Here is a 22,951-nt window from a genome sequence, read left to right as displayed (position 1 = left end):
CGGATCGGACCGCGCAGCGGTCCGAAACAACCGTCCAGAGCCCCTGTCCGAGCCCCTGTCCGAGCCCAAGCAGTTACCGCTAACTACAACAACATCAATACCTTGCACCCCTGTCCAACCTCGGACACTTCCTCAATACGGGTTCCGCGCCCCGCGATCCTCCGACAGCGACTGCTGCCCCCGCGCCACCAGAAGCTCGATCGCGTCCGCCAGGTGTTCCTCCTGGATATTGTAGTCGCCCCGCGCCACCCGGATCCGATGCGCCTCGATCATCACGTCGGCATGCCGGCACCCTTCCGGCGGCTCGAAGCGGTAGCAGGCCAGCTCGATCAACAGCCCCAGCGGATCCTTGAAATAGATCGAATCCATGAAGCCGCGATCCTTCGGCCCGCTATGCGCGATCCCCCGCGCCTCCAGCCGCTTTTCGACCTGCCGGAAGCTCGCCATGCTGACATTGAAGGCGATGTGATGGACGCAGCCCACATCCGTCGGCGTCCGCGCCGGGTCGGGCTTGCGGTCCTCGCTGGTGAAGATCGTGATCAGCCGCCCGTCGCCCGGGTCGAAATAGAGATGCCCCTGGTTCGGGTCGTCCAGGTTCGGCTGGTCGAAGATGAAGGGCATCCCCAGCACCCCCTCCCAGAAGTCGATGCTGGTCTGCCGGTCGGCCCCCATCAGCGTGATGTGATGGACCCCCTGCGCCTGGATTTTTCGCAATTCGTCGGCCATGCCGCCCCTCCCTCTCTCAGGTCCGGGCCGAGACCGCCCCTCCGTTCGGCTGACCCATGTGCCGCTCAAGATACTCCGCCGACGCCTGAATGCCACCCAGCGGGAAGACATGGATCGCCTCGATCGGCCCGCCCGGATGCATCCGCTTGTGCTCGGCCAGCTCGCGCAGCAGCTCAGTCGGCTCGTAGGGCTTCAACAGCTTGGTCACGTCCTTCGCCCGCCGCTGCAGCACCCGGATCGACGGGCCCACGCCGCAGGCCACCGCGAACCGGATCATCGTCTGCAGCTTCGCCGGCCCCGCGATGCCGAGATGGATCGGCAGGTGCACGCCCGCGGTCTCCAGCCGCGCCGCCCAGTCGAGGATCGGCCGCGCCTCGAAGGCGAACTGGGTGACCATCGCCATCCGCGCATCCGTCCGTTCCGCGAAAGCCTGCTTCCACGCCGCCGCCTCGTCGACCAGCCGGGTGGAGCCGTCGGGGTCGATGTCGCGGTTCCCCTCGGGATGCCCCGCCACGTGCAGCCGGGTGAAGCCGGCCTTGTCGAACAGCCCCGTCTCCAAGAGCTGCATCGAGCTGTGATAGTCGCCCGCCGGCTCGGTCACCCCGCCGGCCAGCACCAGCGCCTGGTCGACCCCGGCCTCGCCCGCATAGCGCGCGATCCAGTCCTCCAGCATCGCCCGGTCGCGGATGATCCGGGCCGGCAGATGCGGCATCGGATCGAACCCCTCGGCCCGAAGCCGCGCGGCGGTGGCCACCATGTCGTCGATCGGAGTGCCGTCGATATGGGCGATGTAGACACGTGTGCCGGCGGGCAGGATATCCCGGAAACTGCCGACCTTGGCCGCCGTGCGCGGCATCACCTCGATCGAGAACCCGTCGAGCAACGTGGACAGGTCGCCGCCGGTCTTGCCGAATTTCAGGATGGACATGCGGGTCTCCTTCTCGGTCAGTCGATCATCGTCTCGGGGAGAAATAGGGTGATCTGCGGGAACGCCACGAGGATCGCCAGCGTCGCCAGCATCGCCAGCCAGAACGGCAGCACGCCGCGGAAGATCGTCGCCAGCGAGGCGTTGGGCGCCACCGATTTCACGATGAACACATTGATCCCGACGGGCGGCGAGATCAGCCCCATCTCCAGCGTCAGCACGACCAGCACGCCGAACCAGATCGGGTCGACGCCCAGCTCGGTCACGACCGGGAAGAAGATCGGCAGCGTCAGCACCAGCATGGCGAAGCCTTCGAGGAAACATCCCAAGATCAGGTAAACGAGAAGGATGATCGCCAGAACGCCCAGCACCGGCAGGTTCAGCGCCTGCAGGAAATCGCCCACGGCCGAGGGGATATGGCTGAGCGCGAGGAACGGGTTGATCATATGCGCCGCGATCAGGATCAGCATGACCGTCGCGGTGGTCGAGATCGAGTCGCGGCTGGCCTTCCACAGCGCCGACAGCGGCAGCGCGCGCATGGCAAAGCCGATCAGAATGACGGCGCCGGCGCCCACGGCCGCCGCCTCGGTGGGCGAGAATAGGCCGCCGTAGATGCCGCCGATGGTCAGCACGATGACCGCCAGGATCGGCAGCGCCCCGGCCATGGCGCGGGTCTTCTCCGCCAGCGTCGTCTTCGGCCCGGCCGGGCCGCGGGACGGGCGCAGCCAGCAGATCAGCGCGACGGTGAACAGAAAAAGCGACAACAGCACGAGGCCCGGCAGCACGCCGGCCAGGAACAGACGGCCGATGCTCTGTTCGGTCAGGATGGCGTAGATGACGAAACCGGTCGACGGCGGGATCAGGATGCCCAGCGTGCCGCCGGCCGCGACGACGCCGGTGGACAGCCGGGTGTCATAGTCGAACCGGTCCATCTGCGCCAGCGAGACCCGGCCCATCGTGAGCGCCGAGGCCACCGACGACCCCGACAGCGCCGCGAAGCCGCCGCAGCCGATGACGGTCGCCGAGGCCAGCCCGCCGCGGAACTGCCCGATCACGGCATAGGCCGCATCGTAGAGCTGGCGGCTCATGCCGGTGACCGACGCGATGTTCCCCATCAGGATGAACAGCGGGATCACCACCAGCTCGTAGGACGAGCCCAGCGTGAACGCCTCGGAGGCCAAAAGCGAGGTGGCCGCCTTCATCCCGTTCAGCGCGGCAATCCCCAGGAACCCCACGACGAACATGGCGAAGGCCACGGGGATACGCAGCGCGAGCAGGACGAACAGGGCGAGGATGCCCAGGAAACCGGTTGCGGCGGCGCTCATGCGTCGGAGGGTCCTTCCTTGCGGACGTCGCGGCCCGATACGGTCAGCTCGGCCGCGCGCAGCACCATGGCCAGCCCGGTGATCACGGCGAAGACCGACAGCGCGTACTGGAACCACGCCTTCGGCAGCTCGATCAGGTTGGTCGAGAGGTTCAGCATCACCGAGATCTTGGCGCTCTCGTTCACCGCCCAGGCGAGGCCGAAGAAGATCACGGCGCCGATCAGCGCGGCCGTGACGTCGATGATGCGGTTCAGGACGCCTGGAAACCGGTTCTCCAGCAGGTCGACGGAGATATGCCCGCCGCGCCGGTCACACAGCGCCATCGCGCCGAAGACAAGGATCACCATCGCCATCGTGGTGATGTCCTGCGACCCGTAGAGGGGCGCGCCGAAGGCCCGGCCGATCACGTCGACCAGGATGATCACGAGCTCCGTCAGAAGCCCCAGCGTGCCCAGAAAGGCGGACAGGCTGATCAGCCCGTCCGCCAGCTTTCGCATCAGGTGCATGAACGCCTACTCGCGCATCGCGGCGAGGGCGTCCTCGCCGCCGACGTTCTCGACATAGGTGTTCACCACCTCGGACACGGCGTCGGCGAAGGCCTGCGCCTCGTCTTCGGACAGGTCGATCACCTCGATATCCGGGTTCTCGCGTGCGGCGTCCAGCGCCTTGCCGGCGGCGGCGTACCAGGCGTCCTCGGCGCTCTTCGACAGCGGGACGCCGATGGCCTCGTCCACCGCGGCCTTCTTCTCGGCGTCGAGCCCGTCATACACCCCCTGGTTCATCACCGCATAGAAGGTCAGCCGGCCCAGCGGCGCGCCGGTGGTGATGTGGGTCGCCACCTCGTTCAGCTTGAAGTCCGACAGGGTCGAGGCCCCGGTGATGACGCCGTCGATCAGGCCGGTCTGCATCGCGTTGTAGACCTCGGTGATCGGCATCTGCACCGGCGTCGCGCCCAGCGCGGTGGCGACGTCGGCGGCGGTGGCGCCGGCGACGCGAACCTTCAGCCCCTCCAGATCCTCGGGCGTGCGAATTTCCGCGTCATTCATGATCATGACGTTGGGCTCCGACGTCCAGAGCGCCAGCGTCTTGGTGCCCGGGAACTCGTCGGACAGGTCGCTGTCGAAAGCGGCCCAGAGCGCCTCGTAGCCCCGCTTCTCGTCGGGGATGGCGCCCGGCAGCTCGGCGATCATCGTCTTCTTGAACTGCGACGAGGTATAGCCCGGCAGGCCCCAGGTGATGTCCGCCGCGCCCTGCACGGCGCGCACGTACTGCTCGACCGGGCCGGCGCCCAGTTCGCCGCCGTGATAGCCGCGCACGGTCAGCTCGCCGTCGGTGGCGGCCGACAGCTCGGCGTCGAGCTTCTGGATCACGCTTTCGTTCACCGTGTGGAACGGCGGCGTGAAGTTCGCGAACTTCAGCTCCTGCGCCGTCACGGGCGCCGCCGCCAGCGTCGCGGCCGTGGCCGCAGCGGTAATGAACTTGTCGATCTTCATCCGTTATCCTCCCGTTATGTCCGCCCTTTTCCGGGCCTTCGACGTCACGGGACTCAGCCTAGCCGCGGCTGCGCCCCGCTCCAACTGATTTCGATGTTACTCGGCCGCCTTGGTCCGCCAGCTGTCGGCCGCGTAGCTTTCGCGGGCTTCGCGGGAATACGGCGTCGGCGACACGCGCACGCGGATCTCGGCCTGCTTGTGGGTCTCGGTCGAGGTCTTGCCGGTGTCGTCGGGCTCGCCCCATTTCAGGGTCAGCACGTCGCCGACCTCGACGCTGTCGTCGACCACGCCGAGCGACAGCATGCAGCGCTCGTTGAAGGAAAAGCCGTTGAACATCGACATGCCGACCATCTTGTCGCCCTGCATCACCATGTCGGCGCTGCTGCTGGCATAGTTCGGCTGCGGGAAGTCGATCCACTTATAGGGTGTGCCGTCCTCGAAGCCGCTGGCGATGACCTTCAGCACGTCGTCCTTGTTCCACTCGAAGGTGACCTTCTTGCGGTTCTTGGCGTCCTTCAGCCTGGTCAGCGCGTCCTTGCCGACGAAGTCGTCCTTCTTCCAGCCGATATAGAAGCCGTAGCCCAGCTCGAACGGGTTGACGTAGTAGTCCTCGATGTTGTCGCTGACATAGCTGCCGCCGATCGAGCCGACCGCCTCGTAGCTGTCGGCGCCCAGGTAGTCGCGGTATTCCTGCATCATCCCGTCGCCGGTGTAGATGCCGGGCAGCGGGCTGGGAATCCAGCCGGATTCCAGCGTGTTGGTCGAATAGGCCCGCGCCCCGCACTGCACGAGGTCGACGCCGGCCTTCTTCGCGGATTCCAGGATGACCGACTGCACGTAGTGCTTGTCGGCATAGGGGCCCCAGACCTCCAGCCCCGGCGCGCCGGACATGCCGTGGCGCAGCGCCTGCACGTCCTTCGACCCGATCTTGATCCAGTCGACGTGGAAGAACTTGATGTCCGGCACCGGGCCGCCGTTCATCACCTCGAAGATCTTGGGCGCATCGGGCCCCTGGATCTGGAAGCGGTAATGCGTGCGCAGCACCCGCTCGCCGTCGGGGCGCGAGGGCGAGCGCGGGTCGTGGATCAGCCGGACCTTCCATTTGCCGATGGCGGCCTGGAACTTCGTCCAGTTGGCGGTGGGCGCGCGGCCGACGAGGATGAACTTGTCCGCGCGCTCGCGGAAGATGATCATGTCGCCGATGACATGGCCCGCCGGGGTGACCGGCACGAAGTGCTTGGCGCGGTTCAGGTCGAAGTTGGAAAAGCCGTTGATGCCGACATGCGCCAGGAACGCCTCGGCGTCCGGGCCCTCGACGATCAACTCGTCCATGTGGTGCGACTGGTCGAACAGCACGGCGCTTTCGCGCCAGGCGCGCTGTTCGTCGCGCCAGTTGCTGAATTCCGGCGCGACGACCGGGTAGACATACATCCCGATCTTGGAGTTGCGCAGCATCTCCACCGGGTTCTTGTGTTGCGCGATCACGTCGGACAGGCTTGGCATTTTTCAGGTTCCTCCCAAAGGGTTAATGGTTCGAGACGAGTTGCAGCCCCGGCACCCGGTCGGCCAGCCGCGGGCCGGCCTCCAGCGCAAGGGCGAGGTTGTGGCGTGCGAGACGCGCGTGTTCGCGGGCGAGCGCCTCGGCCCGGGCGCCCTCGCGGGCGACGATGGCGTCGAGCAGGCTGCGATGCTGTTCCTGCGCGCGCGGCAGCGTGTCGAGGAAGTCCTGCGCCACCTCCTGGCCCTGCAGGAAGGCGCTGGGCGAGGCGAGCGGCAGGCGGTTGGCGCGCTCGATCTCGCGCTGCACGATGCGCGAGGCGCACATCTCGGCGATCAGCGCGTGAAACCGGAGGTTGAGCGGCACATAGGCGCGGAAATCGATTGCACCCGCGTGGGCGGTTGCCCGGTCGAGCTTGGCCAGCACCTCGCGGCATTCCTCGATGAGCGCGGGCTCTACCCCCCGCTCGGCGGCCAGCCGGGCGGCCGTGCCCTCGATCACGCCGCGCAGTTCGACCGCGTCGATAATGTCGTCCATGGTGAAGCTGGCGACGCTGCAGCGCCCGGTCTCGGCCCGCTCCAGCAACCCTTCTTCGACAAGCCGGTCCATCGCCTGCCGCAGCGGCGTGCGCGATATTCCCAGGCGCTCGGCCAGCGCGGTCTCGGCCAGCCGCGTGTTGGCCTCGAACTGGCCGTTCAGAATCAGGGTGCGCAACCCGCGCAGCGCTTTTTCGTATTGCGACGGCCGATCGGTCGTGGACATGGCTCCTCCATCTGCCGCCTGAAGATATTCTGTATACAGTTTTTCGTCAAATGATATCGCAGCTGGCGATCTGTGCGGATTTCCGGGGATTTTGTATACCCTCAGCCGATCGGGACAGCCCGGCGTCGGCCGACGGGAAACAGTTTGCCGCAATTCGCGGCATGCGGGAGTCGCTGGCCGGCACCGCTCGGCAGAACGGCGCGCAGAGTCGGTCTTTCGCGGCGCGATTTCTTAACTTATGAGCTAGGAGGTGACATAGTGTTGGCGTATAGCTTAACCGACTTCACATTTTTGAGGGACGCTCATGGCGTTGCGGCTTTTCAGATGCTCGGATTGCGGACATAGAATGCGCTTCTTCGGCGCCGCATGTGGGAACTGCTTTACCAGAAAACCCGCCTTCATGCGCGGAGAGGTTCTGGTCGTGATCGTGGCGGCAGTCGGGCTGCTGTTTCTGCTGCTTTAGAAGGTGGCGAAAACGACGTGGCCCGTACCACACCGCTGAGTCGCGCGCGGCGACACCCGCAAAGGTTGCGGCCGCGTCGGCGCGCCGTCGACACGGGAGAGGATCGCGGAGGGGCGGTGCACCCGCCGCACACCCGCCATAGACCGCGCGTCACGCGATACGTTGCGCGACCGGCCCTGCGTTTCAGAACGCCAGCGTCGGGACGTCCACGATGATCGCCCCGCCATCCACGGTCAGGATACTGCCGGTGATCATCCTGGCCTCGTCCGAGCACAGGAACGCCGCGGCGGCGGCCACGTCCGCGCCGTCGGCGGGCTGTCGGAGCGGCACGTCGCGCGTGACCAGCGCATAGGCCTCGTCCACCGTGGCCAGGCCCTTGCGCTCCATGAGCTCCGCCATTTCCATATCCGCCATCTCGGTGCGCACCCAGCCGGGGCAGATGGCGTTGCAGCGCACGCCCTGCGGGCCGAAATCGCGGGCGATGGACTTGGCCAGGCCGAGAAGCCCGTGTTTCATCGTGACATAGCCGCAGGCCTCGGGGCCGGCGGCGAGCCCCGCGATGGAGGCCATCATCAGAACGTTGCCGCGCCGTTCCGTCAGGGCCGGGAGGGCCGCGCGGGCGGAGGCGTAGGCGGTGGTCAGATTGGCCTGAACGGCATTGCTCCAGTCCTCCTCGCCGGTTTCCGTGAGGGTGCCGAAGCCGAAACCGCCGGCATTGCAGACCATGACGTCGAGACCGCCGAAACGGTCGCGGGCAAGGTCGACGAGCCCGGACATATGCGCCCCGTCAGAGGCATCCCCCGCCACGGCGACGCCGCCGGTGCGCGCGGCCACCGCGTCCAGGGGCGCTGCGCGGCGTCCGGTCAGGATGACATTGCCGCCCTCCTCGGCGAACCTCTCGGCGATGGCCGCGCCGATGCCGGTGCCCGCACCGGTGATGATCGCGGTCTTTCCTGCATAGCGGGTCATGCGGTCGCTCCCTTTCGTGCCAGATAGCCTTGCGCCAGCCACCGCGTCCGGGCGACGAAGCGGTCGTTGCGGGCGGCGGCGCCCTCCTCGTTCAACTTCGACGCGATCCAGCCGACATAGGTCGCCGAGCGCAGGGCGAGGAACAGGTCCAGCGCAGCGACATCGAGCGGACGTACCGCGTGGTATCCGGCGAGCAGCCCGGACTTCAGATCCGCGTAGGCCGGTTCGTCGATATTCTTGAGAAGCGTCGTTGCGATGTCGAACAGGCGGAAGCCGAAGCCCGCGTCGTCGAAGTCGATCAGCTGCACCCTCTCGCCCTCCAGGATGACGTTCTCGCGCACGAGATCCGCGTGGATGAGCCCGTAATCCAGACCCGGCGCAAGAGCGGCGAGGTCGGCCCCCGCCACATCGCGCAACCGCACGAAAAGCTCGCGATCCGCCGGGTTCAGCGTCGGGTTCTCCCAGAACCGGCCCCAGACCGGCGCCTCGCCCAGAAGCCCGTCATGGTCCCAGGCGCAGCGGGAGAACTGCGGCGGCGGCGTCCAGTCGTCCATCGCCGCGTGCAGGCGCGCCACTTCGCCCCCGATCGAGCGAAAGAGCGCCGGGCCGCACGACGGGGCGAGCGGCTCGCCCGACTTGCCCACCGGCGCCCCGTCAAGCCAGCTGAGCATGTCGACCTGCACGTCGTCGACCGTCTCGGCGACATTGCCCCGTTCCGAAACGACGGGCGCGGGGACATGCAGACCGGCCTGCCGCGCCGCCTCCATCATCTCCAGCTCCGAAACCAGTTCGTCGTCGCTGCGATATCCGGCCCGATGCAGCCGCAGGGCATAGGCCGCCCCTTCATGCCGGACCTTGTGCACCACATTCTCGCGCGCCGCGAAGACCCGGTGCTCGGCACCGTCCATGCCCCAGAGACGGAGCGCCTTTTCCACCGTATCGTTCATTCCCGCGGCGTGTCCCGCAGCACGGTATCGAGGCCGTCGAACAGCATGTCGGCATTGTCGACCGAGAAGACCAGCGGCGGCCGGATCTTCAGCGCGTTCTTGTGGCGGCCGAGCTTGGACAGGATGAAGCCCTCCTGCCGCATCGCGTTGATGACCCGGTCGGTATAGGCGCTTGCGGGCTCTTTCGTGGCCCGGTCCGTCACCATCTCGGCGCCGAAGATCAGGCCCGAGCCCCGGACGTCGCCGATGACGTCGTATTTGGCCATCAGATCGCGCAACCGCGCCTGGGCGTGCTCTCCGACGACGCGGGCGTTCTCGACGAGATCGCGCTCCTGGATCTCGCGCAGCACGGCGAGGGCGGCGGCGCTGCTGACCGGGTTGCCGCCGAAGGTGTTGAAGTAGCGATAGCCGGAGCGAAAGGCCGCCATCGTCTCGGCACTTGTCACCAGGCCGCCCACCGGGTGCCCGTTGGCCATCGGCTTGCCCAGGGTCAGGACATCAGGAACCACGCCCATCTTCTCGTGCGCCCAGAGATGCGTGCCGGTGCGGCCGAAGCCCGACTGGACCTCGTCGCAGATCAGGAAACCGCCCGCGTCGCGCACCACCTTTGCGGTCGGCTTCAGCCAGCCGTCGGGATGGTTCGGAAAGCCTTCGTTGAGGAAGTAGGGACAGACCACCAGCGCGGCGAAGCCGGTGCCGGACGCCTCGTGCGCCGCGATCTGCTCGGCCACGGCCGCGGCGAATTTCGTGCCGTCCGGGTCGGGGTTGCGATAGCTGTCGGGCGCGTCCACGAAGCGGAAATACTGGTCCAGCCCGAAGCCGACGGTGGGGACATTCGACTTGCTCAGCTGGCTGACCAGCGCGGTGTTGCCGTGATATGTGGCGTCCGTCGCGATGATGCCGCGCTTGCCGGTCACCGCCTCGGCCATGCGCAGCGCCACGTCGTTGGCCTCGGACCCGGTGCAGGTCAGAAGCGCGGTGTTCAGGCTGTCGTCCAGCGTGTCCGTCAGCGCCTCGGCGTAATCGAGGATGCCGTCGTGCAGATAGCGGGTGTGGGTGTTCAGCGTCGCCGACTGGCGGGCGATGGCATCGACCACGCGGGCGTTGCAGTGACCGACGACCGGCACGTTGTTGTAGCAGTCGAGATACTTGCGCCCGTCGGCATCCCACAGCCAGACCCCTTCGCCTTTCACGATATGGACGGGATCGTCGTAGAAGGTCGCCACGTTCGGCCCCAACAGCCGTTTGCGGTCGGCGATCAGATCGGACTTGGTGCGGGTCATCGGGTTCGTCTCCGTCGGTTCGTCGGGCCCTCGCGCCAGCGGCGGGGCTAGGTGAGTGGAAAATCCGGGGGGATCGCGCCGCCGAGCGAGCGGGTCACGGCGGCGCAGCCGCGGCGCAGTTCCTCTATGATCTGCCGACGCAGCGCGTCGGTCATGCGGGCCTTGGGCACCGGCACGGCGATGGTGCCGATGGCCACACCGTCCAGCCCGAAGAAGGGCATGCCGTAGGACTGGATCTCGCTGGTGAAATACTGGTCGGCATAGCTGTAGCCCTGCGCCCGGGTCTGGCGCACGAGGTGAAGCAGGTCCGACTTCGCGACCACGGTGTTCGGCGCAAAGGATTGCCGGTCCTGCGCAATGGCGTAGTCGGTGGCGTCCTCCGGTCCGAAGGCCAGTATCGCGAGGCCCGACGCGGTGGCATGCAGCGGCAGCATCTCGGACTCGTCGAAGATGACCCGGGTGCCGTGGACCTTGGGATCGGCGTAATAGACCGTCGACATCACGTCGCCCTGCAACAGCGCGGCATGGACCAGCTCCCCCAGCGACGCCGCCATGGCGTCGACCACGGGGCCGAGCACGCTGCGCATCGGAAAGCTCCGCTCGCGCACCGCCGCGAGCCGGAGAATCGCCGGGCCGAGCCGGTATTTCCGGGTCTCGGGGTTCTGTTCGAGAAAACCGTTCTCCGCGAGCTCCACGAGGTGCCGCCGCACGGTCGCCTTGTCGCCGCCGGACAGCCGCACGAAATTCGCCAGCCCGATTTCAGCGCGATCGGACGAGAAATGATTGAGCAGGGACAGGGCCTTGGTGATCGTGCCCAAGAGACGGCTCCGTTTGGGTGGTCGACCGGTCGCGCAGCTTAGTGTTGACAGCTTCGCCCGACGGGATCAATATTTTTTGCGCACACGGTATCGAATAATGAAACACCCATGCGCAGGACCATGAATGCGCGAGACCAACAAGGAGTTCCCATGACCTCAACCGTCCTGAAAGCCGGCGCTGTCGCGCTGACCGCCGCGGCGCTGCCTTTCGCAGCGCAAGCCGAATACCCGGAGCAGCCTGTCGAATTCGTCGTCCCGTTCCCGCCGGGCGACCTGGAGGACATCTACACGCGCCTGATCGCGGAGGAATTCCAGGAGACCTATGGCGTGCCGGCGGCGGTCGTCAACAAACCCGGCGGCGGCGGCGGCCCGTTCCCGGGCGCGGCCGAAGTCGCGAAGGCGGACCCGGACGGCTACACTGTCGGCTCCTTCGTGATCGACATTCCCGTGGTCGGCCCGCTGGTCGGGATTCCCGCGCTCGACCCGAACCCGTTCGAGCCGATCGGCTCCTTCCTGACCTATCCCTTCGTGATCGCGTCCTCGGCGAGCCAGCCCTATAGCGACATGGAGGGCCTGGCGGAGTACGCGCAGGACAACCCGGTCGCGCTCGGCCATTTCGGGTCCTTCCTGATCCCCACCCAGGTGACGCTGGCCCATGCCAAGCTGAACGACTTCGCCTATGATTCCGACACCGCCTTCGACGCGCTCGACTGCAACACGCTCGCCTCGGGCGATGCGGACGTGATCAACACGAACCTGCAGTCGGTCCTGCCCTGCATCGACGAGGTGAACATCCTTGCCACCATCGGCGACTCGCGGATTCCGCTGACGCCGGACGTCCCGACGATCAAGGAATTGACGCCCGAGCTCTCCGCGAGCCTGTGGAACGGCCTGTTCGTCCACAAGGACACGCCGGCCGACGTGCGCGAGAAGATCGCCGAGGTCGCCAAGACGGTGATCGAGTCGGAAAAGGCCCAGGAGATCGCCGACGAGACCGGCGCCGTGATCTATTGGCGCGGCCCCGAGGCGACGGTGGCCCAGATCGAGGCCGACGCGAAGACGCTGGCCGAGATCGAGGCGCTTCTGGCGGAGTGATCGCGCTTGCGCCGGGGCACCCCCGGCGCGTCTGGCGACATGAACATGAGCCCCGCGCCTCTGGTGCGGGGCCTTTCTTTGGCGGCCAAGGACAGGCGCGAGGGACGACGTCCCGCCCCGCCGGCCTGTCAGTCGTGCCGCACCACGGGGTCGAAGACCGGCATCGGCCCGCCGAAGACCTGTTCCACCGCCCGCGCCGCCGCCAGAAGACCCGCCTCGCCGCGCGGTTTACCGATCAGCTGCAGCCCCACGGGAAGGCCGGCCGCGTTCCGCCCGACCGGCACCGACATCGCGGGCAGGCCCACGGCGGTGGCGAGGAACGCGCAGTCGAGCCAGTCCATGTAGAACTCGAGGTCGCGGCCCTCGATCCGGCGCACCCATTCCTCCTCGACCGGATGCGGCATGCAGCCGACGACCGGGCAGGCCAGCACATCGACCCGCGCGAACACGGTCTGCAATTCGTCGTAAAGGCGCGAGCGGATGAGCTGCGCGTCGACGATGTCGTCCATGCTCAGGCTTAGGCCGTCCTGCACGTTTTGCTCGAGAGTGGGCTTGAACCCGGCCCGCACATTCGGGTCGATATCGCGCATCAAGGTGGCCCAGAGGAGGCCGCGCTGCACGTAATAGGCCAGGCGCATGCCCGACAGGTCGGGCGTGACCGCGTCGACCGATGCGCCGGCGCGCGCCATCCTGTCCATGGCCGTGCCAAGGTGTTCGCGGACGTCGGGGTCGACGGCGCTTTCCCCGGACATGTCGGGCATATAGCCGATGCGCAGGCCGTTCGGCTCCGCCCGGGCGACGGCCTCCTGATAGGGGGTCGGATCGCGGGGGAAGGACAGCGGATAGCGCGGATCGAACCCGGTCATCGCATCCAGAAACAGCGCGCAATCGGTCACCGACCGCGCCATCGGCCCCTGTACACCTTCGGTGATATAGCCCGCCTGCGCCGGGCCGCCGGCGACGAGGCCGGGGCTGGGCCGCAGCCCGACCACCCCGCAATAGGCGGCCGGCGTCCGCAGGCTGCCACCATGGTCCGAGCCGTGGCTGAGCCAGGCCTGCCCCACCGCGAGCTGCGCCGCGGCGCCGCCGGACGACCCGGCGGGGTTCAGCCGGGTGTCCCACGGATTGCGCGTCGCCCCGAAGATCGCGTTGAAGGTGTTGGCGCCCGCGCCGAATTCCGGCGTGTTGGTCTTGCCGAGGACGACACCGCCGCGCCGCTCGATCAACTCGACCAGCGGATCGGACTCCGCGGGCACGTAATCGGCCAGCGCCGGCGTGCCCCAGGTGCAGCGCACGCCGGCCACCGCGCTGAGATCCTTGATGCCCACCGGCAGGCCGCGCAGGGCGCCGCGCGGCTCCGCGGGCGCCTCCAGCCGGTCCGCCGCCGCGCGAGCCCGGTCGAAACACGGGGTCGGCATGGCGTTGATCGCCGGGTCGGTTTCGGCATGCCGGGTCTCGGCCGCCGCGATCAGCTCGGCGGAGGAGACGGCGCCGCGGCGCAGAAGGTCGACGGCCTCGACCGCGCTCAGGGCGCAAAGCTCGGGGCCGGAATAGGGGCCCGAATTGGGGGGCGTGCCGGTGGTCATTAGGTCTCTCCCAGATCAGTAGCCCAGCGCCTGGCGCATCATGTTGAGCGCGACGAGGATGAGGAACGCACCGAAAACCCGTTTCAGCCGGCCGGGTTGCAGCGCATGGGCCAGCCGCGCGCCCAGCGGTGCGGTGAGCAGCGTCATCGAAACGATGATGAAGAAGGTGGGGATGTTGATCGCCCCGAGGGAATAGGGCGGATGCACCTCGACCGGGACGAAGGCGAAGCCGACCACCGCGGGCAGGGCGATCAGCAGGCCGAACCCCGCCGCCGTCGCCACCGCGCGGTGGATCGCGACGCCGTGCAGCGTCATGAACGGAACGCCGAACGAGCCGCCGCCGATCCCCATGAGCACGGACAGGAACCCGATGACCGGAGAGGCGACCGCCCGCACGATCCCGCCCGGCATCTCGGGCGCGATCTGCCACCGCGACCGCCCGAAGGTCATGTAGAGCCCGATGAGCAAGGCGAAAGCCGCAAAGATCGCCTGCAAAGTCTCCGAGCGAAGCGCCGCGGCCACGAGCACGGCCACGGCCGCGCCGATCAGGATGCCCGGGGCCCAGGTCTTCAGGATCGCCCATTCGACGGCGCCGCGCCTGTTATGGGCGTGCAGCGAGCGGGCCGACGTCACGACGATGGTGGCCAGCGATGTCGCGATGCAGATCTGCATGAGCGCATCGCTCCCGTAGCCCAGGATCGAGAACCCGTAATAGAAGGCGGGGACCAGCACGATGCCGCCGCCGACGCCGAGCAGCCCCGCCAGCACGCCGGCGAAGGCGCCGACCAGCAGCGTCAGAACGATCAGTTGCGACAGGATGATCGGATCGGCCGTCATGCAGGTGAAATGCGTCGGCTGGGGCCGACCCGCTCAGGAGCGGGCCGGCCCCCTCGGTCAGCCAAAGAAGTTCTGACGTTGCACCAGGAAGCCGGTGTCGTAATACCGCTTGTACTCGACGGCCTGCCCGACATAGGCGTAATAGGCATCGACGAAACGCCGGTGGAAGTCGCTGGTCTGCTTGACCTCCTCGATCACTTCCTCGGCGGCGCTCCGGATCGCCGTCCAGACCTCGTCGGGGAATGTGTCGATCGTCAGGTCGGGCATGTTGCGCAGCTTCTCGTAGGCCTGCAGATGCGCGTGCAGCGTGTCGGCGGAGGACCGGTTCGCCTCGGCCTCGGTCACCGCCTCGACCATGACGCGCTGCGAGTCCGTCAGCGCGTTCCAGGGCTCCATCCCGATCCCGAACTCGATGCCGCCATAGATCTCGACCGGCGACGGCGCATACATGTAGCTCGCCACGTTCTGCAGCCCGAAGGCGAGGTCGTTGGACGGACCGACCCATTCGGCGCCGTCGAGCGTGCCCGCCTGAAGCGAGGCGAAGATGTCGCCCGGCGGAATCGAGGTCGGGTTCACGCCCAGCTTGCGCAGCACCTCGCCGTAAAGACCGGCGGCCCGGAAGTTCAGCCCCTGGAGGTCTTCGAGCGAGGTGATCTCGTTCTTGAACCAGCCCGCCGTCTGCAGGCCGGACCCGCCGCCGATGAAGACCTTGAGACCGCGCGGATTGGTGAACTCGTCGAGCAGCTCCTGCCCGCCGCCGTAATACATCCAGGCATGCATCTCGTCGAAGGTCAGGCCATAGGGCGCAGCCGTGAAGAAGGCATGCGCGATGTTGCGGCCCGAGAACCACGAGCCGGAGCCGTGATAGGCCTCGGCCGTGCCGCTCTCGACCGCTTCCTGCGTCGCGAAGGGGGCGACAAGCTCGCCCGCGCCGAACACCTCGACGCGGATCGCGCCTTCGGAGATCTGCGTGATGCGGTCGGCCCAGCGCTGGGCCGAGACGCCCGGGCCGGGCAGGCCACGGGGCAAGGAGGTCACCAGTTTCCAGTTGTGCTGCGGCTGGGCGCGCACGATGGTCGGCGTCGCGAGGGCCGCCGGAGCGACCGTTGCGGCTGTGATGAAGGCTCGCCTTTTCATTCTGTTTTCATCCCTGTTGGTTGCGCCGTTCAGTGATAGATCGCGTCGGGCAGCCAGGTCGCCAGGCCGGGGACCATGATGACGATGGCCAACGCGACCATCTGCAAGAGGATGAACGGCAGGATCCCCTTGTAGATGTCGATCGTCCTCACCTCGGGCGGGGCGACGCGCCGGAAGTAGAACAGCGCGTAGCCGAAGGGTGGTGTGAGGAAGCTGATCTGAAGGTTGAGGCTGATGAGAATGGCGAACCACACCGGGTCGACGCCGGCGGCCATCAGCGGCGGGCCGGCGATCGGCACCACGATGAAGATGATCTCGACATACTCGATCACGAAGCCGAGCACGAAGACCACCGCCATCACGAAGAGCACCGCCGTCATGTTGCCGCCCGGCAGGCCGTGCAGGAAGGTCTCGACCATCTCCTCGCCGTGCAGACCGCGGAACACCAGCGACAGCATGGTCGCGCCCAGCACGATCAGCGTGAGCATCGACACGATGCCGGCGGTATCGACGGCGACCTTCCACATGCCGCCGCGCCGCAGCTCCTGCACGAGCGCGCTGAGCGTCCCCAGGCACAGCGTCACCAGCGCAACGACCCCGACGCCGCCGGCAAGCGGCGAGGCCTGCGCGCCGCCGACGAGCTTGACGATGACCAGCACGATGGCCGCCGGCAGAACCGAGAGCATCAGCGCCAGCCGCCAGCGCGGCACGCCCTCGCGGTCCATCGCGGTCATCACCAGCGCCCCGGCCGCCCCGAGCGCCGCGCTTTCGGTCGCCGTCGCGACACCGCCGAGGATCGACCCCAGCACGATCACGATCAGCAGAAGCGGCAGCACCAGGCTGCTGAAGATCTCGCGCAGATCGGGGCGCACCTTGTTGCCCTCGGCGTCGCGGTCCACGACGGGCGGGCAGGATTCGGGCCGGCGCAGGGAGGTCACGAAGATGCTGACCATGTACAGCAGGACCAGCAGCAGGCCGGGCACGAACGCGCCCGCGAAGAGATCGCCGACCGAAACCGGCTCGACGGCCCATTCGCCCGCCGCGCGGCGCCCGGCCTGGTAGGCCGACGAGATCTGGTCGGTCAGCAGGATCAGCAGGATCGAGGGCGGGATGATCTGGCCGAGCGAGCCGGAGGCGCAGATCACCCCGGAGGCCAGCGACTTGGAGTAGCCGGCCGACAGCATCGCCGGCATCGCGATCATGCCCAGCATGAAGATCGTCGCGCCGATCACCCCGGTCGAGGCGGCGAGAAGCGCGCCGACGATCACCACGGCATAGGCCATGCCCCCTTCGCGGTCGCCGAACAGGGCGCCCGCCGTCAGCATCATGCGCTTGGCGATGTCGGAGCGCTCCAGAAGCCCGCCCATCAGCACGAAGAGCGGCACCGACAGGAACACGCTGTTGGTCAGGATGCCGAAGGCGCGCGAGGGGAACGCGGCAAGAAACCCCAGATCGAACACGCCGAGAGCGGCCCCGAAGAACGCGATCAGCGTGGGCATCCCGATCAGGACGAAGGAGACCGGCGCGCCGGACAGAATGCCGGCCAGAAGCAGGGCCCCCAGCAGGGCAAGCAGCGCGCCGCTCATGTTTCCTCGTCTTCCCGGTAGGGGCTGGGTCTCAGCCCGAGGATCAGCGCGATCACGGCAAGCGTGACGAAGACCAGGGCCGTCACCGTCTTCAGGATGAAATAGCCGGGCAGGCCGCCCAGCGTCGGCGAGCTTTCCAGAACCCGCCACGAGGTCCACACCATGGGCACCGAATTCCAGGCGGCCCAGGCCATCGCCGGGAACAGCAGGCCCAGCAGCGCGAAGCGGTCGATCACCCGGCGCGTCCTGCGCGAGAAGCGCTGGCTGAACACGTCCACGCGCACGCTTTCGTTGCGCATGAGAACGCCCGCCAGCGGCAGCGAGACGATGAAGAAGAACAGGTAGGTCAGCAGGTCCGTCGCCCAGGGTGCGCCGGTGGAAAAGACGTAGCGCAGAGCGACGATCACGATCTGCGCGAGCAGCAGCGAGATCACGGCGGCGGCGGCGCATCCGCGAAGCACGGCTGCGAGGCTGGCACCCGACCGACGGAGCGTGCGCAGGATCGTCATGTCATGCCCCCAGTGCCAGTCCGTCTTTGCGCGGGTCGCTCCCGCCCGTCAGCAGCCCGGTGGCCACGTCGCGGCGAATGGCCTGGGCGCCGCCCATCCCGATCGGCGCGCGGGTCACGGCATGCCCCATATCGGCGAGGTCCGCGGCAACGGCATCGTCGATGGTGCTTTCCAGGTCGAGCTTTCCGGTGGCGATGTCGAAGAAGCTCCGGGGCGCGTCGATGGCCGCCTGGATGTCCATGCCGAAGTCGACGAGGTTCGACACGAAATGGGCATGGCCCGTCGCCTGGTAGGGCCCGCCCATGACGCCGAACGGCATGGCATAGTCGCCGGGCCGCTCCAGCAGCCCCGGGAGCAGCGTGTGCAACGGGCGCTTGCCGCCCGCGAGCTCGTTGACATGCCCCTCTTCCAGCGTGAAGCCCGCGCCGCGATTGTGCAGCGGAATGCCGAACCGCTCGGAGGCGAAGCCGGAGCCGTAGGGCCAGAAGATCGAGTAGATCAGCGAGACGCACAGCCCGTCGCGGTCGACCACGGTGATGTAGATCGTATCCTTGTGGAGAGCCTCGGCGCGCGGCTGCACGACCGTGCCGGCCCGCTTCGGGTCGATCCGGGCGGCCATCTCGTCGATCGCCGCGTCCGAGAGCATCCCGTCGAGGTCGAGGGCGCCCTGCCCCGGATCGCCCACGAAACGGTTCCGCGCCGCATAGGCCAGCCGCGTTGCCTCGGCTTCGAGGTGGATGCGCGTGGCGCCGTTGGGGTCGAGGGCACCGATGTCGAACCGTTCCAGCAGCGCGGTGATCAGAAGCGCGGTCGCCCCCTGCCCGTTCGGCGGCAGCTCGACGAGGTCGTGACCGCGATACGCGCGCCGGATCGGCGTGACCGGGGACGCCTGCGTCGCGGCGAAATCCTCGGCCGTGTGCAGGCCGCCCTCGGCCCGCAGCGTGGCGAGCATGTCCTCCATGATGGGGCCGTCGTAGAACGCCGACGCACCGTCCCGCGCGATCAGCCGGAGCGCTTCGGCCTGCGCCGGCGCGGCATAGACCTCGCCCTCGCGATGGCTGCGCCCGTCCTTGAGGAAATGCCGGCGTGCGGCGCCCTTCAGCCGGGTCTCGAACGTCGCGCCGTCGATGGCGGTCCTGCGATGAACCGGGACGCCGGCCTCGGCATAGTGGATCGCCGGGGCGAGCACGGTCGCCAGGTCGAGCTTTCCCGCCTCGCCGACCAGCCGGTCGAAGGCATCGACGGCCCCCGGCACGGTGACGGAATACACCGAGTCGGGCGAGACGGCCGACATCCCCTGCGCGCGCAGATCCCCGGCGTGCAGCGCGGCGGGCGCGCGGCCCGAGCCGTTCAGACCGCGGCTTTCGCCGGTCGCGGCATCGTGGATCAGCGCAAAGACGTCGCCGCCCAGACCGGTCATCGCCGGTTCGCAAATGCCCAGGACCACGGCCCCGGCCACCGCCGCGTCCACGGCGTTTCCGCCGCGTGCAAGGGTATCCATCGCGGCACGGGCGCCGGCGGGATGCGAGGTCGCGCACATCGCCTCTGTCGCGAACATCGGGGCGCGCCCCGGTCCCTGGTAGGCATGGCTCATCGGTTGTCGCCTTTCACCTTGGGGGCGTCGGACCGCGCGGCGGTGTCGTCGAAGAACTTCTGGAGCGAGATCAGCACCTGGGCGATATGCTCGCGCATCAGCGTGCTCGCCCGCTCGGCATCCCCCGCCAGGACCGCCTCGGCGATATCGGCATGCTGCCGGTGCGGCCGTTCGAGATCGGCGTTGTAGCTCTCCATCGTGAAGAGCGCGGCGCTGTAGGGCGTGATCTTCAGCCGGGTTTCCTCGGCCACCGTCTTCAGCATCCAGTTGCGCGCCCCGTCGTGGAGCAGGCCGTGGAATTCGAAATCCATCTCCAGCGCGGCGGAACGGTCGGTGCGCGCGCTGATATCTTCCGAGGTCGCGATCAGGGCGCGCAGGCGCAGGCGCTCGGCCTCGTTCATACGCACCGCCGCGCGGGCGGCGCACAGCGCCTCGATCTCGCCCATCGCCTCGAACGCCTCGCTCAGCTCGGCGCGGTCGAAGCTGCGCACAACCGCCGACCGGCGCGGCCGGATCTCGATCAGGCCCGAGGCCCCGAGCTGGCGGATCGCCTCGCGGACGGGCGTGCGGGACACGCCGAACCGGGCGGCAAGGGAGTGCTCGTCGAGCCGATCTCCGGGTTTCAGTTCCCCCTTCAGGACGAGGTCGGCGATTTTCTGGCGAAGCGTATGGGGCATCTGGTCTCCTGTTCCCGATACGCTAGATCGCCGGATCGTATTCTGTAAAGAATTTTTGCATACAATTTTTGCCGGCTTTGTCGGTCCGCCCGGTTGCGGCCGGGACGGGCGCGGGCAGAACGGATGATGTCCGCCCGGTGTCAGGGCGCGCCGGCATGAGTACCAACCGGTACGACGGCGCCGCCGTCGGCTCGTCCCTGCGCCGCAGCGGCTTGTGGAGAAAAGCCCCCGTGTCGGAGGTGGCGGCCGGTTTCACAAGACGACGTCGTCGGTCAGGTTCCGCGGCCGCATCTGCGTTCAGCGCAAGACGACCAGACACGCACCTGTCACGGGATGCGGTCCGGATATATCGGTCTGGAACCAAGACTTCTGCCGGCCTTAGACAGACCGCCGGGCAAGCATGTGTCACCCATGTCTCGGGAACACCTGTTCCCTCAATCTCAGGACAGTACAGGCAATTGATGGTAGCGGAGGAGGCTAACAGATAGTCTTTCCCACTGTGGCACGACGCTTCAAACAGACATTTTTTATCAACATGTTAATGCGCCTCTCCTTTCACATCTTTTCTCACGGCCCTCTAGAGCTACCCTGATATTCATGGTAGGAATCATGGTATCTAGTAAGAGGCTACCGTGCCTAAGGGCAAACTCACCGTTTCGAAGACCAACAAGCTGACGGCGCCTGGGCGGTACGCTGACGGCAACTGTCTTTTTCTCGTGGTGTCGCCGTCCGGAGCCAAGCAATGGGTAGCCCGCCTCACGATCCACGGGAAACAGACAGACCTTGGCCTGGGCGGCCATACCTACACCAGCCTGGAAGAGGCTCGGGAGGAGTGCGCCAAGCTCCGCAAGGTCGCGCGCAACGGCGGTGATCCGAGAACAGAGCGCAGAAAGCTCGTACTGACATTCGAGGACGCGGCACGTCGCGTACATGCTGGACTGCTTCCGACATGGCGGAGTGCAGGTCACGGTCAGCGGTGGCTGGCATCTCTTGAGCACTATGCCTTCCCGATCATTGGCGAGAGACCGATCAACACGCTTGGTCCATCGGACGTGCTGTCCGTCTTGTCGCCGATTTGGACAGAGAAAAACGACACAGCCAAGCGTATCAAGCAGCGGATGGCCTCTGTGTTTGACTGGGCAAAAGGTGCCGGTCACTACGCCGCCGAGAATCCCCTAACCGGATTGGAAAAGGCTCTGCCCTCGGTGCGCTCCGCGCCAATCCATATGGCTGCATTGCCGTGGCGGGAGTTGCCAAAATTCATGGGCGAGCTTTCCCGGCGAGAAGCGGTTTCGGCGCGAGCTCTCGCGTTCTTAATCCTGACTGCAACCCGCTCAAGAGAGCTGCGCGGAGCTCGGTGGTCGGAGATAGATGGCAAGACGTGGACGATACCGGCGGACCGCATGAAGACCGGAAAGGAGCACAAAATCCCATTGAGCGCCGAGGCCTTGTCCATCCTCGAAAGCGTTCAGGGCATCGGCGATGACCTAATCTTCCCCTCGGCCACACGCGGCAGCAAGAGCGAACGTCCGCTATCTGACACAGTGTTCAAGGCTCTGATGGACCGCATGGGTTATCAGAATCTCACGGCGCACGGCTTCCGCTCCACGTTCAGAGACTGGTGCGGCGAACACGCGAAAGCGGATCGAGAAGTGGCAGAGGCAGCCTTGGCCCATTCCTTCGGTAGCAAGGTCGAGCGCGCCTATGCCCGCTCGGACCTCTTTCAGCGCCGGCGGCAGTTGATGAGCGCTTGGGGACGATATGCAAAAGGGACAAGCTGATATGGCGGTTGTTCGCCCGATCACCCGCCGCTAACAGACAGAGTGCAGTATGATGTATTATTTAATGCCACAATATAAATGGGAAATCTATGGTTGGCACTGGGAAATCACGCCCAGAGTGGCCGAAACCCTGGAACTCCTGCACGACGCAGGAATTGTCTTTGACATCTGGAATTCCCCACAAATCTCGGCTGTAGAATGGCTAATAGACGGGAAAATAGCAATCCCGAAGGAGACCTTCCTCAAACCTGAAGGAGAAGAGCTATTCTTTCGCATAGCAGGTCTCTATGAATTAGCCGCTTCTGGAGGTGTAATTGGTTTAGGAGAGCTGCAAGTAGCGATTGAATCTCTCGGGCAAGCCGAGAAGAGCGCGCGTGCTGCCCTGCAAAAAATCAAGAAAGTGCCAGACGGCGCTAGAGAGTTTTACTTCTCAGAGTGCATTACCACACCGCTTGAAATGTCCGTGGTCGGTATGAAAAAGCAAATAAAGCGCTACGAGGGTTTGCGACAGCTTCATGCAGATACCTATCTGAAGTTGCGGGGTTACGAAATGCCAAAAGGCAGAAAGCGTCCGCCACAAATTTTACGCGATATCGCGACCATTAATGCAGCAGATATTTATCTTAATTTTGCTGGCGAGCAACCTAAACCGGGGAACAGAAAGTCATTCAAGACGTTCCTGAACTTATTTGTCGACGGCCTGCCCGGACTAAGCGATAAAAGCATGGACGAGCATGCAAAGCTCGTCACAAAGGAGGGCGGCTACAAGGGCACCCCCATTTCCGAGATAATGCAGAGACACCCAAGCCACCCCACGAAATAAACAGTGTCACGCGGCGAAACGGGATTAGAGCGTTTTCCGATCAATCTGCATCGTATCCGCAGGCGGCGAAGTAGTTTTCGCATTCCTGGTGCGTGAAGCAGTCGATGAGTTCGCCGA

General features: G+C 66.5%; 21 protein-coding genes. 3 read left to right on the top strand and 18 right to left on the bottom strand.

Annotated features, from left to right (window positions below):
* Positions 1–132: 132 nt before the first annotated feature.
* The 11 genes from P1J78_RS19880 to P1J78_RS19830 all read right to left on the bottom strand — a co-directional run bounded on the left by P1J78_RS19880 (position 133) and on the right by P1J78_RS19830 (position 11,209).
* The gene (locus P1J78_RS19880) at positions 133–714 is read right to left on the bottom strand and encodes a VOC family protein (RefSeq protein ID WP_275569140.1); all 582 of its coding nucleotides are present in this window, start codon (positions 712–714) and stop codon (positions 133–135) included.
* Between the two features lie 28 nt (positions 715–742).
* Positions 743–1,654: a methylenetetrahydrofolate reductase gene (locus P1J78_RS19875; RefSeq protein WP_275569139.1), complete on the bottom strand. Its 912-nt coding sequence runs from the start codon at positions 1,652–1,654 to the stop codon at positions 743–745.
* 17 nt (positions 1,655–1,671) lie between these two features.
* Entirely contained in the window at positions 1,672–2,976 is a 1,305-nt protein-coding gene (locus P1J78_RS19870; RefSeq protein ID WP_275569138.1) for a TRAP transporter large permease, read from the bottom strand.
* The gene (locus P1J78_RS19865) at positions 2,973–3,482 is read right to left on the bottom strand and encodes a TRAP transporter small permease (RefSeq protein ID WP_275569137.1); all 510 of its coding nucleotides are present in this window, start codon (positions 3,480–3,482) and stop codon (positions 2,973–2,975) included. Before P1J78_RS19865 ends, P1J78_RS19870 begins: the two co-directional genes overlap by 4 nt.
* 6 nt (positions 3,483–3,488) lie before the next feature.
* Positions 3,489–4,469, bottom strand: coding sequence for a TRAP transporter substrate-binding protein (locus P1J78_RS19860; protein ID WP_275569136.1), 981 nt, complete (start codon positions 4,467–4,469; stop codon positions 3,489–3,491).
* 96 nt (positions 4,470–4,565) lie between these two features.
* Complete coding sequence (gene ligM / locus P1J78_RS19855) at positions 4,566–5,972, bottom strand: vanillate/3-O-methylgallate O-demethylase (protein ID WP_275569135.1); 1,407 nt, start codon at positions 5,970–5,972, stop codon at positions 4,566–4,568.
* Between the two features lie 22 nt (positions 5,973–5,994).
* Positions 5,995–6,729 carry a GntR family transcriptional regulator gene (locus P1J78_RS19850; RefSeq protein WP_275569134.1) on the bottom strand — a complete coding sequence of 245 codons (735 nt, stop codon included), beginning with the start codon at positions 6,727–6,729 and terminating at the stop codon, positions 5,995–5,997.
* Between the two features lie 646 nt (positions 6,730–7,375).
* The gene (locus P1J78_RS19845; protein WP_275569133.1) at positions 7,376–8,161 is read right to left on the bottom strand and encodes an SDR family NAD(P)-dependent oxidoreductase; all 786 of its coding nucleotides are present in this window, start codon (positions 8,159–8,161) and stop codon (positions 7,376–7,378) included.
* Positions 8,158–9,108: a phosphotransferase enzyme family protein gene (locus P1J78_RS19840; protein ID WP_275569132.1), complete on the bottom strand. Its 951-nt coding sequence runs from the start codon at positions 9,106–9,108 to the stop codon at positions 8,158–8,160. The genes P1J78_RS19845 and P1J78_RS19840 overlap by 4 nt, the downstream gene beginning before the upstream one ends.
* Positions 9,105–10,391 carry an aspartate aminotransferase family protein gene (locus tag P1J78_RS19835; RefSeq protein WP_275569131.1) on the bottom strand — a complete coding sequence of 429 codons (1,287 nt, stop codon included), beginning with the start codon at positions 10,389–10,391 and terminating at the stop codon, positions 9,105–9,107. The genes P1J78_RS19840 and P1J78_RS19835 overlap by 4 nt, the downstream gene beginning before the upstream one ends.
* 47 nt (positions 10,392–10,438) lie before the next feature.
* Positions 10,439–11,209: an IclR family transcriptional regulator gene (locus P1J78_RS19830; protein ID WP_275569130.1), complete on the bottom strand. Its 771-nt coding sequence runs from the start codon at positions 11,207–11,209 to the stop codon at positions 10,439–10,441.
* A 150-nt stretch (positions 11,210–11,359) separates the two neighbouring features.
* Between P1J78_RS19830 and P1J78_RS19825 the strand changes: the two genes are divergently transcribed.
* On the top strand, positions 11,360–12,304 hold the full coding sequence (locus P1J78_RS19825; protein ID WP_275569129.1) for a tripartite tricarboxylate transporter substrate binding protein: 945 nt from the start codon (positions 11,360–11,362) through the stop codon (positions 12,302–12,304).
* A gap of 128 nt (positions 12,305–12,432) precedes the next feature.
* On the opposite strand, the gene P1J78_RS19820 is transcribed toward P1J78_RS19825, so the two are convergent.
* The 7 genes from P1J78_RS19820 to P1J78_RS19790 are packed head-to-tail and all read right to left on the bottom strand — an operon-like array spanning position 12,433 to position 20,230.
* On the bottom strand, positions 12,433–13,890 hold the full coding sequence (locus P1J78_RS19820; RefSeq protein ID WP_275569128.1) for an amidase: 1,458 nt from the start codon (positions 13,888–13,890) through the stop codon (positions 12,433–12,435).
* Positions 13,891–13,905: 15 nt separating this feature from the next.
* Positions 13,906–14,727 (bottom strand): sulfite exporter TauE/SafE family protein, encoded by an 822-nt coding sequence (locus tag P1J78_RS19815; RefSeq protein WP_275569127.1) that lies wholly within the window; start codon positions 14,725–14,727, stop codon positions 13,906–13,908.
* A 57-nt stretch (positions 14,728–14,784) separates the two neighbouring features.
* Positions 14,785–15,864: a TRAP transporter substrate-binding protein gene (locus P1J78_RS19810; RefSeq protein ID WP_275569126.1), complete on the bottom strand. Its 1,080-nt coding sequence runs from the start codon at positions 15,862–15,864 to the stop codon at positions 14,785–14,787.
* Between the two features lie 29 nt (positions 15,865–15,893).
* A complete protein-coding gene (locus tag P1J78_RS19805; RefSeq protein ID WP_275569125.1) occupies positions 15,894–17,450 on the bottom strand; it encodes a TRAP transporter large permease in 1,557 nt (518 codons plus the stop codon).
* Positions 17,447–17,959 (bottom strand): TRAP transporter small permease subunit, encoded by a 513-nt coding sequence (locus P1J78_RS19800; RefSeq protein WP_275569124.1) that lies wholly within the window; start codon positions 17,957–17,959, stop codon positions 17,447–17,449. Before P1J78_RS19800 ends, P1J78_RS19805 begins: the two co-directional genes overlap by 4 nt.
* A 1-nt stretch (position 17,960) precedes the next feature.
* Positions 17,961–19,553 (bottom strand): gamma-glutamyltransferase family protein, encoded by a 1,593-nt coding sequence (locus P1J78_RS19795; RefSeq protein WP_275569123.1) that lies wholly within the window; start codon positions 19,551–19,553, stop codon positions 17,961–17,963.
* Entirely contained in the window at positions 19,550–20,230 is a 681-nt protein-coding gene (locus P1J78_RS19790) for a GntR family transcriptional regulator (protein ID WP_275569122.1), read from the bottom strand. The genes P1J78_RS19795 and P1J78_RS19790 overlap by 4 nt, the downstream gene beginning before the upstream one ends.
* Positions 20,231–20,862: 632 nt before the next feature.
* Between P1J78_RS19790 and P1J78_RS19785 the strand changes: the two genes are divergently transcribed.
* Positions 20,863–22,011, top strand: coding sequence for a tyrosine-type recombinase/integrase (locus tag P1J78_RS19785; protein ID WP_275569121.1), 1,149 nt, complete (start codon positions 20,863–20,865; stop codon positions 22,009–22,011).
* A gap of 49 nt (positions 22,012–22,060) precedes the next feature.
* Positions 22,061–22,834 carry a hypothetical protein gene (locus P1J78_RS19780; protein ID WP_275569120.1) on the top strand — a complete coding sequence of 258 codons (774 nt, stop codon included), beginning with the start codon at positions 22,061–22,063 and terminating at the stop codon, positions 22,832–22,834.
* The last annotated feature ends 117 nt before the right edge of the window (positions 22,835–22,951 follow it).

The sequence above is a fragment of the Psychromarinibacter sediminicola genome, from assembly GCF_029168335.1.
GTDB lineage: Bacteria > Pseudomonadota > Alphaproteobacteria > Rhodobacterales > Rhodobacteraceae > Psychromarinibacter > Psychromarinibacter sediminicola.
This window is presented reverse-complemented; position numbering and strand designations above follow the sequence as displayed.

Coding starts and splice junctions, on each gene's coding strand:
- P1J78_RS19875 (WP_275569139.1), bottom strand. CDS start 1,654: ATGTCCATCCTGAAATTCGGCAAGACCGGCGGCGACCTGTCCACGTTG.
- P1J78_RS19870 (WP_275569138.1), bottom strand. CDS start 2,976: ATGAGCGCCGCCGCAACCGGTTTCCTGGGCATCCTCGCCCTGTTCGTC.
- P1J78_RS19865 (WP_275569137.1), bottom strand. CDS start 3,482: ATGCACCTGATGCGAAAGCTGGCGGACGGGCTGATCAGCCTGTCCGCC.
- P1J78_RS19860 (WP_275569136.1), bottom strand. CDS start 4,469: ATGAAGATCGACAAGTTCATTACCGCTGCGGCCACGGCCGCGACGCTG.
- ligM (WP_275569135.1), bottom strand. CDS start 5,972: ATGCCAAGCCTGTCCGACGTGATCGCGCAACACAAGAACCCGGTGGAG.
- P1J78_RS19850 (WP_275569134.1), bottom strand. CDS start 6,729: ATGTCCACGACCGATCGGCCGTCGCAATACGAAAAAGCGCTGCGCGGG.
- P1J78_RS19845 (WP_275569133.1), bottom strand. CDS start 8,161: ATGACCCGCTATGCAGGAAAGACCGCGATCATCACCGGTGCGGGCACC.
- P1J78_RS19840 (WP_275569132.1), bottom strand. CDS start 9,108: ATGAACGATACGGTGGAAAAGGCGCTCCGTCTCTGGGGCATGGACGGT.
- P1J78_RS19835 (WP_275569131.1), bottom strand. CDS start 10,391: ATGACCCGCACCAAGTCCGATCTGATCGCCGACCGCAAACGGCTGTTG.
- P1J78_RS19825 (WP_275569129.1), top strand. CDS start 11,360: ATGACCTCAACCGTCCTGAAAGCCGGCGCTGTCGCGCTGACCGCCGCG.
- P1J78_RS19820 (WP_275569128.1), bottom strand. CDS start 13,890: ATGACCACCGGCACGCCCCCCAATTCGGGCCCCTATTCCGGCCCCGAG.
- P1J78_RS19815 (WP_275569127.1), bottom strand. CDS start 14,727: ATGACGGCCGATCCGATCATCCTGTCGCAACTGATCGTTCTGACGCTG.
- P1J78_RS19810 (WP_275569126.1), bottom strand. CDS start 15,864: ATGAAAAGGCGAGCCTTCATCACAGCCGCAACGGTCGCTCCGGCGGCC.
- P1J78_RS19805 (WP_275569125.1), bottom strand. CDS start 17,450: ATGAGCGGCGCGCTGCTTGCCCTGCTGGGGGCCCTGCTTCTGGCCGGC.
- P1J78_RS19800 (WP_275569124.1), bottom strand. CDS start 17,959: ATGACGATCCTGCGCACGCTCCGTCGGTCGGGTGCCAGCCTCGCAGCC.
- P1J78_RS19795 (WP_275569123.1), bottom strand. CDS start 19,553: ATGAGCCATGCCTACCAGGGACCGGGGCGCGCCCCGATGTTCGCGACA.
- P1J78_RS19790 (WP_275569122.1), bottom strand. CDS start 20,230: ATGCCCCATACGCTTCGCCAGAAAATCGCCGACCTCGTCCTGAAGGGG.
- P1J78_RS19780 (WP_275569120.1), top strand. CDS start 22,061: ATGATGTATTATTTAATGCCACAATATAAATGGGAAATCTATGGTTGG.